Below are 13,310 nucleotides of genomic sequence, written 5' to 3'. Positions count from 1 at the left end.
GCATAAAGGACTTGAAAGAGACTTGTTTTTGTCGATAAAGAGATTAGTAGACTATTATGCAAAGTTAAGAGAGGGACAGGGAACGTGAAAAAAACCATCAAGATTATGTTACTCGCAGCTGCCTTTGGTATGACATTACACACAGGCAAAGAAGTGCAAGCAGCCTCCTATGTCGATCAATCTATTTATACGATTAGCACCTCAAAAGTATTTACAACAGAAGCAGAAGTGAAAAAAGCGGTTGACACGTTGAAAAAGGATAAGAAATGGACAGCCACTTATCAAACTTCAGGAAATACATCGACTTATCAACTGACTGCCTCAGGATATGACTCACAAGTAGCAGCTAATGCAAGTGCCGCTGCATTAAAAAAAGAGTTAGGCATGAGCGGTACGGTGTCTCCAGTAGGTGACCGCCTTCCTTTACAGAAAATCGTATCTGATCCAATCAACGATGAAAGTCAGGCGAAAAAACTGACGCTCGAGCTGACAAAAACATCAGGACTCAATAGCACGTATGAAGCTATCAATCAAAGCAGACCATCTTATCAGGTCATTTCAGGAGCCATTGATTCTGAAACGAAAGTCAAAAATATTCAAACCGAACTACAAAAACAGGCCGGAGTCACGAGTACATACCAAACTGAAAACAAGGCCGGCACCGTGTATCAGCTGATCTCAGGCAATATTGTTGGACAGAGTAAGGCAAATACCATCCTGCAAGGTTTTCAAAAGGAATCTGGTTTAAAAGCAGTACTCCAAACGGTAGCAACAGGCAAACCGTATTACATCGTCACATCTGCTGCACAAACGAATCAGTCTAAAGCGCAAACCCTTCTGACCCAGCTGCAAAAAGAAGCGAAAATCAGCGGAAAGATTCAGAAGGCTGGAGCTGTTAAAAATGTATATAGCATGGAATCAGGCTATTTCAAAGACAGTAAGCAAGCAGCCTCAGCGGCGTCTCAGATTAAAAAACAAGCTGGTGCGTCAGGTACTGTGCAGCGAGTAGGAAAAACGAAAAATTATATCGTAAAGCTCAATCAATTAAATGACACAACTTACGCAAAAACAGTTGCCTTTTTCAAGAAAAAGAAATGGCGCTATACATCTAAAAAGATCTCCTCTACACAGCCATATCAAGTAGTGACTGGGAATCTTTTGGGCGATGATCAAGCGAAAAAAGCAACGGCATTTTTCCAAAAGAAAAAAGTATCCGCCACAACGAAAAAAACAGGCAAAGCATCTGACAGCACGTATCGACTTGTTGTGAATCAAGCAACGGATCAGACAAAAGTAAATAAAGGTGCTGCATACTTAAAAGCACAAAAGGTGACAAGCAGCATCACAACAGGCAAGGGGCAAGCCGTCAGTAAAGCATACAGCCTGATGACAACTCCTGTATATGATCAAAGCAAAGTAAAGCAGGCGCAAGAGATCATGAAAAAAAATGGAGTTGCCAGTAGTACAAAAACATTAACAGAAGCTGTTAAGCAATACCGTATTACGACAGAGGCAACTGTGAATCAAACAAAGCTGAATCAAGCCTTAAGTTATTTAACCAAACAAAAAATGAAAGCAGCCGCTCAAAAAACGGGAGCAACTGATTATGGTCAATATCAGATCAAAACAGGGGTTATTTCAACTGCTGCCTTAAGAGATCAAGGCATGACATTCTTCAAAAAACGAAATGAACCAGCTGCTTATACAACAACGACAAAACCGGCATATAAAATCAACATCACACAGCAGTTTACAGGGTTACCAAATGCGAATGCGGCCATTGCTTTTGTGAAAAGCCAATACGGCTGGACAGCCACAGCGACAAAAATCAAAAACGGTCCAATGGTGATGCAGACGAATTATAACCTCACTGTCAATGAGATGGTAAACAAACAAATGAAGGTATCGCCGCAGACAGATGGTGCAGCATATGTCTATGCGACATATGTAGACCCAGCGACATCCACAGTGAATACAGACGGGCTAAATGTACGTTCTACACCTGATTCAAGTTCGGCTAGCAACATCGTCGCACAGCTGAACAAAGGAACAAAAGTGAAGCAGCTTGGAAAAGAAGGCAACTGGATCAAGATCAGCCTCGGCTGGAGAAATGCGAGTTCAGCAGAAGTATTAAAATATGTAGACCCAGCGAATATCGCGGAGGGCACTCAATCTTATTTTCAATTTCTCAAACTCTCTGAAGCTGCAAATCTCAACCCGACTGAAGTGAATACGAAGATTTTAGCAGGGAAAGGCATTCTTGCCGGAAAAGGACAAGCCTTTATCACAGCAGCGAAAACGTATCATATTAACGAAATCTATCTCATTTCACATGCATTGCTTGAAACAGGCAACGGCAGTTCCATTTTAGCGAACGGTACGAAGTTTAATGATAGAATCGTGTATAACATGTATGGCATTGGTGCATATGACAGTAACCCGAATTACCTCGGTGCAAAGTATGCGTATGAACAGCAATGGTTCACACCAGAGGCAGCCATTATTGGCGGGGCAAAATTCATTGGCAACAGCTATATCAATAACGCCACATACAAACAAGATACCATTTACAAAATGCGGTGGTCTGCGACAGCGACTCACCAATATGCAACAGATATTGGCTGGGCTTCTAAACAGGTCACTCGTATGTATAGTTTGTATAACTTACTTGATAACTATACGCTGTATTATGATATCCCCGTGTATAACAAATAAAAAAACGTCCGTGCTTCTTAATGAGAAGCCGGACGTTTTTTGTGTAAGAGCTGATGTTCAATAAAGGAAAGAAGCTGCTGACTTGATTTCCCTTTTGAATATTGGTTCCATTCCTCAGCAAAGGTTTTCAATAAGTCTTGATTGGCTGATTCGTTTAGCCCCTTAAGCTCCTTTAAGAGCATATCTTGTGTGACGCAAGCCTTTCCTGGAATAATGTCTTCATAACGTTCGACTAAACCGCGTTTCATGCGATAAGTCTCTAGATCGTAAGTGAAGAACAAAACAGGCTTTCGGAGCAGCGCATATTCAAACACAATGGACGAATAATCTGTAATCAGGACATCGCATACAGAGAGCAATGGAAAGAGCGGCTGATCGGACACATCAAATATCCACTCACCATCTGTTTCTGCTTTGGCTAAATGTTTCACTGCAGGATGAAGTTTGACGAGCAGGATATAGTCACCATTCAGCTCTCTATGCAATTGTTCTTTAGAAAAAGGTAAGACAAGACCGTCCATTGCAAAGTCCCGGTAGGTCGGCGCATACAGCAGCACTTTTTTGCCTTTTGGAAAAATATCCGTCTGAAAGGAAATAGGGCGCTCATCATAGTACGCATCTGTGAATGGTACACCTGTTGGCAGAAAACGATCGTCCTTGACGCCAAATGAAGTTTTGAAAATCTCGCGCATGTGATCTGAGCCAGTAACGATATAATCGAAAGACGCATAGACCCGCTTGAAACGCTGCAGATCACGAGAACTACGGTGATGATTTGAAGCGTCTTCAAGACCGAACTTTTTAAAAGCACCATTGGCGTGCCACACTTGAATACAAGTGGTAGAAGGTCTATTTCTTAGCACACTTGTCATCAGAAAATAATTATCTGTGACAACGACTTTGCTTTTTAGCATCGTATAGATACATTGAATGAGATGGATGGGATTTTTTTCATGAAAATAGCGAAATGACACATGAGGCACGTCCTTTTCTATCACAGAAGCATGCTTCGTATAGAGGACAGTGAGCCTCATTGTCATATTCGCCTGTTGTTGATAAGTATCAATGAGAGCAGCTGCATTCTCTTGGAATGAAACAAGCAGCGTCACCTGATTGTCACGAGGTTTCACGCCGCTCATGAGCCATCCAGCAAAAGAAACAAAAGCTGCATAGCATGAGATGATCATTGAGCGTATATTCATCATGTATCAGTCTCTCACAGCTGCTTCGTCTGATCTTTTACTTGCTCAGGATAGTAGCGCTTTTTCCCTTTGTTTTCTTTTAATACGGCAAAAGCGTACTTTGGGATATTCAGCATTCGTTTCCATCTCCACGGATTGACAATGAGTCTGTACAGCCATTCCGTATTTGTTTTAATCATCCAGCGTGGTGCACGCTTCACCGTTCCGCTAAATACATCAAAGCTTCCGCCTAAACCGATGCAAACAGCTTGCGGGAACAAATGACGGTATTCATAAATAAAGTTCTCTTGGTTTGGATAACCTAAAGCAACAAACACCATATCTGCTTTTGAACGAGCAATTTGTTTTGCCACAAATCGTTTATCCGCTTGATAACCATCACAGCTGCCTGCAATCACCACATTTGGATATTCCGTATCAATTCGCTGTTTGACAGCCTCGAGCACTTCTTCTTTCGCCCCATATAAAAAGATACTTTTAGATTGCTTGTTTGCGAGATCAAGCATAGACATGAAGACCTCAAAGCCTGCAATTCTTGATTTCAATGGACTTTGCGTCATGCGTGACATCAACACAACACCTACACCATCCGGCAGTACATAATCCGCGGAAGAAACCACTTGATGATATGCATCATCCTTCATGACAGCATAGCCGATCTCTGGATTCACTGTCGCAATCATGGCGCCTCTTCTCTGGGAAATATGATGCTGGTTGATATAGCTAATAAATTCATCTAAGTCACCATTAACATAAGAAAGGTTAGAGACCACTTCTGTTTGCATTGTTCAGACCTCCTTTTTCATTTTGTTATCTATGAAACGTTCATTGTAAATTCATTCTTCGCCTACTCATCATTTTATCACAGTTGCTCCATGAAATATTAACAATAACTTTACAATCCTTTAAATTTCGTGACATTTTGATAACTTCATATGGAAGGTGCTTCATAAAACATTGATTTTTCGGACTTTACGTTCCGTGCCCATTAAATTGGAAATAGTTTGTCTTTACATCTGCTTAACGTTTGTTAGGCGCTGTGATATAATGAGGTTCCGAAGAGCGAAAAACACGATCGAAGATAATAGGATTACGGATAAACATTACTGCTTGAAGCAGTCGAATAAGGAATGAAGAAAGGAGTTTATGTTTGCAATGAAGAAAGTTATTACTTACGGTACATTTGATTTATTACACTGGGGGCACATTAAGCTGCTAGAGCGTGCAAAGCAGCTTGGAGATTACTTAGTGGTAGCCATCTCGACAGATGAATTTAATTTACAAAAATCCAAAAAGGCTTATCATAGCTACGAGCATCGAAAGCTGATTTTAGAAACCATTCGTTATGTAGACGAAGTCATTCCAGAAAACAGCTGGGATCAAAAAGTCCGCGATGTACAAGAGCATGACATTGATGTCTTTGTCATGGGAGATGACTGGGAAGGTAAATTCGATTTCTTGAAAGAGCATTGCGAAGTCGTTTACTTGAAGAGAACAGAAGGTATTTCGACAACACAAATTAAGGAAGAAATTGCGGGACTTTAATAGATCGAAAAAAAGTACTTCTTATCTTTTGGTGAGAAGTGCTTTTTCATGTAAAATACAATGAGCAAGTTATCATGATTTTTAAGGAGAGCTTCCTTTGTTTCAAAATTGGATGAAGAAAAAAGTTGAAGATACATTGGATCAACCTGAACTAAATGAAACGATGACTTTAGTTGAAATTCCTGACATGGACTACTACTTTATGATGGGGGATGTGCCAAAACAGGACAACACCTTAACGGATTCATTAAACTTAAGATTAAAATCATTGGCTGAGAAGAATAAACGAGCTACCATCTTAACTTTGAATTTTGACGTAAATGTAAAGAGGCATATTCAAAGCCTGGAGGAGAATGTCCACCCTCAAATTTCCATCTTGAATGTATTTGAACACTATATTTTACCGGAGAGCGGGAGTAAAAGGGTTTATTCGGAGTTTATTACAGGTACCGTATCGGAATCGATTAATGAAGTCGTTATATCTGAGGACAACTCAACCGTTCAAGTGACAAGATACGAACTACCTTCTTCCCCCATTCTGTATATAGATCAATTTAATGAAGAACAGCAATTGATGAAACGGGAAGAATACGATATACATGGCGCTTTACGAAGAGTACTTCACTATGTTCCGCATAATGGTGTCCCTTTTCTGGAGGAATTCATTAGAGATGATAGAAGTATCTACATGGAAACCATATATTCTGGGAGTGCCAAGAAGAATACAGTAAGGCATATTAATTGGTACAAGAAGACAGGCATCACCACATTTGTGAAAAAATCCGATATCGTACAGCAATGGCTATCTGATATTCAAACAAAAAATGAACGCATGAAATTGATGATTGCAGAAGATCGAGAGATAGATCACGATCTGTTTAAAATGGAAAAATCCGATTCAGTATTTTATGCTGCTTTTGTGCATGACGCACACTACGAGGAAAATCCCCGTCAATTGCACACTCATTATGAAGAACTATTTAAACAAATCAGGAAGCAGCAGGTAGATGCTATTTTCTTTTGTCATCCGAAACATAAGGAAGATGTCGAAAAAGTTTTAGGGGAACAATCTTCCTTTTATCTATTGCCACAGGATGATGGTTCTTCTTGGGGACCAGCTCTTCAGAATATGCTTGATAATCGAGTACTTAAAGAAGAACTAAGAAGTGTTGTGGAACATGCAAGATGGATGTTGCGTGATGTAAGCTCTGAGCATCATGTCCTTCACCTGCAGCTTGAGATGGAAGGCGAAATGAACATTGCGGATCAGGTAGAAATAGATTTTGCAGGATTTGATCGAGTCAATGGTGCTGAAATTATTTCTCAAACCATCAACGAAAATCAACAAGTGATTTTCCCGATTGGTCATTTTCAAACAAAGAAACAGATCGAACTCAATCAAACGAAATATGTCGATTTTTACATCCGAAGCAAGTCAAAAACACATCATCAAGAGGTACTACAGCGTTTAGAAGTGAAAGAAGAACTGCTCACCAACAAACCTTCGTCAATAGATGGGTGGTCTTACCAAACGAAAAATGGTTACTACTCTTGGAAGATCAATTAAAGAACGAACTGTATTCTTTGTGAAAGCATGTGAATGAAAATGAAAAAAATCGTTACAATTTTATATATCATCGTTTTTAAACTCTTGTTTTTGGGTGTCAGTAAACTGCAGCCAAAAAAGAAAACGGTTATTTTTGAAAGCTTTAATGGAAAACAATTCAGCTGCAACCCGCGTGCTATTTTTGAGTATATGAAAGAAAATCACCCTGACTATACGTTGATTTGGAGCGTTAAAAAAGGGTATGAAGCACCGTTTCAAGAAAAGGGCATCTATTATATTCATCGTCTGTCGTTTAAATGGATTCTTGCAATGGCAAGAGCCGAGTATTGGGTTGTAAACAGCCGTTTGCCGCTATGGATTCCAAAACCAGGCCACACAACTTACTTGCAAACATGGCACGGGACACCTTTAAAACGACTGGCTGTGGATATGGACGAAGTTTATATTCCTGGAGCAAACACGAAGAAATATAAAAAGAATTTCACGAAAGAAGCATCGAAATGGGATTGTCTTATTTCTCCTAATGCATACTCGACTGAGATCTTTACACGTGCGTTCCAATTTCAACAGACCCTGATTGAATCAGGGTATCCAAGAAATGATTTTCTGTACAATCAGAATAATGAAGGAACGATAAGAGCGCTGAAGCAAAAGATGAACCTGCCTCTTGATAAAAAAGTCATCCTCTATGCACCGACTTGGAGAGACGATCAATATTATACAATTGGAAAGTATAAATTTGAATTGGATCTTGATCTGCATGAGTTGAGGTCATCAATCGGAGAAGAATATATCATCATCCTTCGTATGCACTATTTAGTAGCGGAAAACTTTGATCTCGGACCATATGAAGGCTTTGCTTATGACTTCTCCCATTACGAAGACATTCGAGACCTTTATATGATTTCTGACCTACTCTTGACAGATTACTCTTCCGTGTTCTTTGATTATGCAAACCTTAGGCGTCCAATGCTGTTCTATGTTCCAGACATCGAAACGTATCGCGACAAACTAAGAGGGTTCTATTTTGACTTTGAACAAGAAGCACCTGGTCCGCTTGTGAAAGAAACAGCAAGTGTGATTGACTGGATCAAAGAGACAGAGAAATCGACCTTTACATTACCAGCTTCATTCACATCATTTTATGAGAAATTCTGCTACTTGGAGAACGGAGAATCATCTAAGCGTGTTGTCGACTCGGTATTTGAAAAGATCAAATCAACAAGATAAAGGCTTACAGCTAATGGCTTGTAAGCCTTTTATCATGATATAAAGTGAAATCTTCATCAACTTCTGTTACAATTATGAGCGGTGCTTTTAAAAAAAGTAATTCCAAAAACTTATATCTAAGGAAGATTAGAATGAACGCAATGTTGACGATATTAAAGGAGCAAATCAGCTCATTTCCGCTGATTATGCGACTTGCTGTTTATGAAACAAAATCAAAATATCAGATGAATTATTTAGGTGTTTTATGGCAGTTTTTAAATCCATTGATTCAAATGCTGGCTTACTGGTTTGTTTTTGGTTTAGGCATTCGCGGAGGACAGCCAATTGTCATTGGAGGCATGGAGATTCCATTTATCATCTGGATGCTTGCTGGATTAATACCGTGGTTCTTCATTAGTCCGACGATCCTTGATGGATCAAACAGTGTGTTTAAACGCATTAATATGGTATCAAAAATGAATTTTCCGATTAGTGCGCTGCCGTCTGTGGTCATCATGTCCAATTTGTTCAGCTATTTTGTCATGATGGGTGTCTATCTCATTGTGCTGATTTCTTATGGCATATATCCTGACGCGCATTGGCTACAATATATTTACTACCTTATATGTATGATCGCGTTTATGTTTTCGTTTAGTTTGTTTAATTCAACAATTAGTGTACTCGTAAGGGACTATCAATTTCTTTTACAATCAGTGACACGTTTACTTTTCTTTTTGCTGCCGATTTTTTGGAATATCTCAGAGAAGCTCACTGGAGACAAAGCATGGATAGGAGATATTTTAAGATTAAATCCTCTTTTCTACATTATTGATGGTTTCAGAAATAGCTTGTTAAAGGGAGAATGGTTCTTCCATGATGTGAAATATACACTTTATTTCTGGTTGATTACGCTTCTTCTTTTAACAGTCGGTTCATTGCTTCATATGAAATTTAGGGATAAATTTGTCGATTTTCTTTAAAAAGTAAGGAGATTATACGATGAAACTAAAGGTTTCGTTTCGAAACGTATCCAAGCAATACGTCCTATATAAAAAACAGTCGGATAAGATTAAAGGGCTGTTTTTACCTAATAAAAATGAAAAAGGTTTCTTTGCCGTTCGTGATGTATCGTTTGATGTCTATGAAGGAGAGACGATTGGTTTTGTAGGGATCAACGGGTCTGGGAAATCCACGATGTCGAACCTTCTAGCGAAAATCATTCCACCGACAAGCGGTGAGATTGATATGGACGGTCAGCCTTCGTTAATTGCCATTGCGGCAGGGCTGAACAATCAGTTAAGCGGTAAAGACAACATTCGTTTAAAATGCTTAATGATGGGTCTGACAAATAAGGAAATTGACGATCTATACGAAAAAATCGTAGAGTTTGCGGATATTGGAGACTTTATAGATCAACCTGTAAAGAGCTATTCAAGCGGAATGAAATCCCGTCTTGGTTTTGCCATTTCAGCACATATTGATCCAGATATCCTCATTATTGATGAGGCACTGTCTGTAGGAGACCAAACCTTCTATCAAAAATGTGTAGATCGTATAACCGAATTCAAAGATCAAGGAAAGACGATCTTTTTTGTCAGTCACTCCATTAGTCAAATTCAAAAAATCTGTGATCGGGTGGCTTGGATGCATTATGGTGAACTTCGTATGTTTGATGATACGAAAAAGGTTGTGAAAGAGTATAAGGAGTTTGTTGATTGGTTTAACAAGCTTTCCAAGAAAGAGAAACAAAAATATCAATCAGAACAGAAGGAAGGTCGAAAAGGCCTACAAACGACAGAGAAGGTCACGAGGTATAATGACACTGGAAAACGACGTTCCTTTTTCGGACCGGCGTTTCAAGTCACCATAATAGCTGTTTTAACCATCTTACTTGCCCTTTCTATGTTTTCGGATCGTCCGCTGCGTACACTGGCGACATTTGGTGCAATTCCCTCAGGTAAAACAGAGGCGCCCCAGTCAACGAACCATGAGACGAAAGGTGCCCCTGATGATATGAAAAAGATTGATCAACAGGCTATAGTTAAGGCAGATCCAATGACGGTTTATACAGACAGGGCCATGAAAAAAAAGGCAGACGTCACATTATCGTTTGGACAAGAAGTGAAGGCTGTGGCTAAAAATAAACAAGTCGTTCAAATCAAAACAGCATCAGAGACGTATTATGTGAAACCTGATGCGCTACAAAACGCAGATGAATTGAAGCCGTTATCCATAGGACCAGCACAGTTCAATTCCTACGTATCGCCCGCATCTGCGGGTTCGTATGAGTACTTACTTTCTTTCCTTGGAAAAGAAGAGTCTGTGCTGAAGCAAAGAATGCAGACACTTAGCTCGGTCAAAAGTGAACAAGGCGATACCATTGAGCGGCTGACCACTGAGAAAACCGATTATGTGATTCAAAATGGTCTGGCGAATACGATGGTGTTCCGCGAGATCATGCCTATCTCTCCTTCAACACTTGGACTGACAGAACAGAATGTCTGGTTGAATGAGAAAAAAACGAAGTTCGCAGTAAAGGGCGAAAATAACCTGTTTGTCATTGATAATGAACAGCATACGCTGACTGTTTCAGTGAGCAAATAAAAAGCTGCCGATGCCGGCAGCTTTTTTTAATTCACTTCTTCTTTTTCAAGAAGTTGTTTCATAAATGGAATGAGTTTTTTCTTGAGCTCTTCATCTTGAAGGGCAAACTCTAGCGTCGTTTCAATGAAACCTTGCTTCTCTCCGACATCATATCGTTTTCCTTCAAAGTCATAGGCAAATACACGCTGGATGTCATTGAGCTTTTGGATGGCATCTGTCAGCTGAATTTCTCCGCCTGCACCAATTTCTTGTTGATCAAGGTACATAAAGATCTCTGGCGTGAAAATGTAGCGCCCTAAAATGGCTAAATTGGATGGTGCGGTTCCTTGCGGCGGCTTTTCAACAAAGTTTTTCACTTGGTAGCGGCGCCCTTCTTGGGTAAGAGGATCAATGATCCCGTAGCGATGCGTATCGCTGTCTGCGACTTGCTGAACGCCGATCACGGACGAAAGGGTTTTTTCATATTCATCCATTAGCTGGCGAAGTCCAGGTGTTTCGGCTTGGACAATATCATCACCTAATAAAACAGCAAAAGGTTCATCACCGATAAAGTTGCGTGCGCACCAAACGGCATGTCCGAGTCCTTTAGGTTCCTTTTGGCGGATGTAATGAATATCAGCAATATTAGAGGATTTTCTCACTTTTTCTAAAAGTTCACTTTTTCCTTTTTCTTCAAGGTTGCGCTCAAGCTCTGGCGCAAAATCAAAATGATCCTCAATGGCTCTTTTCCCTTTTCCAGTGACAATAATAATGTCTTCAATTCCTGACTCAACAGCTTCTTCAATAATATATTGAATGGTTGGTTTATCAACGATTGGTAGCATTTCTTTAGGCATAGCCTTTGTAGCAGGGAGGAAACGTGTCCCGAGACCTGCAGCTGGTATAATGGCTTTACGTACTTTTTTCAATGAACTTTGCACCTTCCTTACATATAGAAAAAATGATGTGATCTTCATTTTTCATCTTTCATAAAGTGTAACTTACAAATGATAGAAATGACAAATGATTTACGAGAAAGATTTAAAACCAATTGTAAAGAACTTCTGTAAATATTCATGTTGAAAAGAGTAAAGGTGATGTAAAGATTAAGAATAGAATGATTAGGATTCGTTCTTATTCTTTTGTATAATGAACAACATACAATAATTGAGAAGAAAAGAGGCATCGACTATTGAGAACATTACATGTAATGACTGTATTCGGGACGAGGCCTGAAGCGATTAAAATGGCACCCCTTGTCCTTGAGCTAAAAAAACATCCACAAATTAAATCTTCAGTTACTGTGACGGCTCAACATCGACAAATGCTTGATCAAGTGCTGAAAGCTTTTGATATTAAGCCCGATCACGATTTGAATATTATGAAAGAACGCCAGACATTATCTGAAATCACATCGAATGCACTGTTGAAATTAGATCAATTATTCAAAGAGGAAAAACCTGATATTGTGCTTGTTCATGGAGACACAACGACAACTTTTGCAGGAAGTTTGGCTGCGTTTTATCACCAAATTTCAGTAGGTCATGTTGAAGCGGGTTTAAGAACACATAATAAATACTCACCGTTTCCAGAAGAATTGAACCGTCAAATGACAGGAAATATAGCCGATATTCATTTTGCGCCGACACATGAGGCAAAGCAGAATCTTTTAGTTGAAAATAAAAAAGAAGAGACCATCTTTGTAACAGGAAATACAGCAATTGATGCATTGCAAACAACGGTTACAGAGCAGTATCAACACCCTATTTTAGAGAAAATAGGCACAGATAAAATGATCTTGTTAACGGCTCATCGCAGAGAAAATCTTGGTCAGCCGATGAAGAACATGTTTAGAGCGATTCGCCGTGTTGTAGAAGAATTTAAAGATGTTCAAGTCGTATACCCTGTCCATTTAAATCCTGCTGTTCGTGATGCGGCACAGACGGAATTCAGTGATCTTGATCGTGTGCACTTAATTGAGCCGCTTGAAGTGGTTGATTTTCATAACTTTGCTGCTGCGTCGCACTTTATTTTAACGGATTCAGGCGGTGTGCAGGAGGAAGCTCCCTCTTTAGGAAAGCCAGTATTAGTGCTGCGTGATACAACAGAACGTCCTGAAGGCGTGAAAGCTGGTACGCTTAAGCTTGCAGGAACCGATGAAGAAACCATTTATCAGATGGCAAAAGAGCTGTTAAAAGACAAGCAAGAGTATGATAACATGTCGAAGGCTTCTAACCCATATGGTGATGGACGAGCATCGAAACGAATTGTTGAAATGCTTCTTTATCAATATGGATTAACGGATGTCAAGCCGCAGTCATTTTGAAAATGACCATTCATATGTTAGAAAAATTTGTCGATATATGTTACAAATTCTAAATCAATAATTAAAAAAATATAAAAATGTGGTATTATAATGGCATATATTAAGATATGAATGGATTCTTTGTAATGTAATTTACAATCTACTTATATTGAAATATTGCCAT

The 13,310-nt window shown here is 39.4% G+C and carries 9 protein-coding genes and 1 pseudogene; 7 read left to right on the top strand and 3 right to left on the bottom strand.

What is annotated here, in order from left to right; all coding sequences use genetic code 11:
* Window positions 1–84: 84 nt before the first annotated feature.
* Window positions 85–2,715 carry an N-acetylglucosaminidase gene (locus tag ACSBQP_RS11175; protein ID WP_060832701.1) on the top strand — a complete coding sequence of 877 codons (2,631 nt, stop codon included), beginning with the start codon at window positions 85–87 and terminating at the stop codon, window positions 2,713–2,715.
* A 17-nt stretch (window positions 2,716–2,732) separates the two neighbouring features.
* Here the strand turns inward: ACSBQP_RS11175 and ACSBQP_RS11170 are convergent, their stop codons facing one another.
* Window positions 2,733–3,920 (bottom strand): CDP-glycerol glycerophosphotransferase family protein, encoded by a 1,188-nt coding sequence (locus tag ACSBQP_RS11170; RefSeq protein WP_435028416.1) that lies wholly within the window; start codon window positions 3,918–3,920, stop codon window positions 2,733–2,735.
* 11 nt (window positions 3,921–3,931) lie between these two features.
* Window positions 3,932–4,702 carry a WecB/TagA/CpsF family glycosyltransferase gene (locus ACSBQP_RS11165; protein ID WP_435028415.1) on the bottom strand — a complete coding sequence of 257 codons (771 nt, stop codon included), beginning with the start codon at window positions 4,700–4,702 and terminating at the stop codon, window positions 3,932–3,934.
* 370 nt (window positions 4,703–5,072) lie between these two features.
* Between ACSBQP_RS11165 and tagD the strand changes: the two genes are divergently transcribed.
* The 5 genes and pseudogenes from tagD (at window position 5,073) to tagH (ending at window position 10,842) form a co-directional block, all read left to right on the top strand.
* The gene (tagD, locus tag ACSBQP_RS11160) at window positions 5,073–5,462 is read left to right on the top strand and encodes a glycerol-3-phosphate cytidylyltransferase (protein WP_008343212.1); all 390 of its coding nucleotides are present in this window, start codon (window positions 5,073–5,075) and stop codon (window positions 5,460–5,462) included.
* Window positions 5,463–5,559: 97 nt separating this feature from the next.
* Window positions 5,560–7,029 (top strand): alpha-glucosyltransferase N-terminal domain-containing protein, encoded by a 1,470-nt coding sequence (locus ACSBQP_RS11155; protein WP_435028414.1) that lies wholly within the window; start codon window positions 5,560–5,562, stop codon window positions 7,027–7,029.
* 36 nt (window positions 7,030–7,065) lie between these two features.
* Window positions 7,066–8,259, top strand: a pseudogene (locus ACSBQP_RS11150) (CDP-glycerol glycerophosphotransferase family protein); the annotation flags it as partial.
* A gap of 131 nt (window positions 8,260–8,390) precedes the next feature.
* Window positions 8,391–9,218 carry an ABC transporter permease gene (locus ACSBQP_RS11145; RefSeq protein WP_058336999.1) on the top strand — a complete coding sequence of 276 codons (828 nt, stop codon included), beginning with the start codon at window positions 8,391–8,393 and terminating at the stop codon, window positions 9,216–9,218.
* Between the two features lie 19 nt (window positions 9,219–9,237).
* Window positions 9,238–10,842, top strand: a complete 1,605-nt coding sequence (gene tagH, locus ACSBQP_RS11140; RefSeq protein ID WP_435028413.1) for a teichoic acids export ABC transporter ATP-binding subunit TagH — start codon at window positions 9,238–9,240, stop codon at window positions 10,840–10,842.
* Window positions 10,843–10,868: 26 nt separating this feature from the next.
* Here the strand turns inward: tagH and galU are convergent, their stop codons facing one another.
* Entirely contained in the window at window positions 10,869–11,750 is an 882-nt protein-coding gene (gene galU / locus ACSBQP_RS11135; protein ID WP_008343198.1) for a UTP--glucose-1-phosphate uridylyltransferase GalU, read from the bottom strand.
* Window positions 11,751–12,013: 263 nt separating this feature from the next.
* Here galU and wecB point away from each other — a divergent pair, with 263 nt between their 5' ends.
* Complete coding sequence (wecB, locus tag ACSBQP_RS11130; RefSeq protein WP_217816108.1) at window positions 12,014–13,147, top strand: non-hydrolyzing UDP-N-acetylglucosamine 2-epimerase; 1,134 nt, start codon at window positions 12,014–12,016, stop codon at window positions 13,145–13,147.
* Window positions 13,148–13,310: the final 163 nt, after the last annotated feature.

It is taken from the genome of Bacillus sp. G402 (genome assembly GCF_051172515.1).
In the GTDB taxonomy this organism is placed as follows: Bacteria; Bacillota; Bacilli; order Bacillales; family Bacillaceae; genus Bacillus; species Bacillus altitudinis.
The sequence above is the reverse complement of the archived record's forward strand: the minus strand, read 5'-3'. Positions and strand labels throughout refer to the sequence as shown.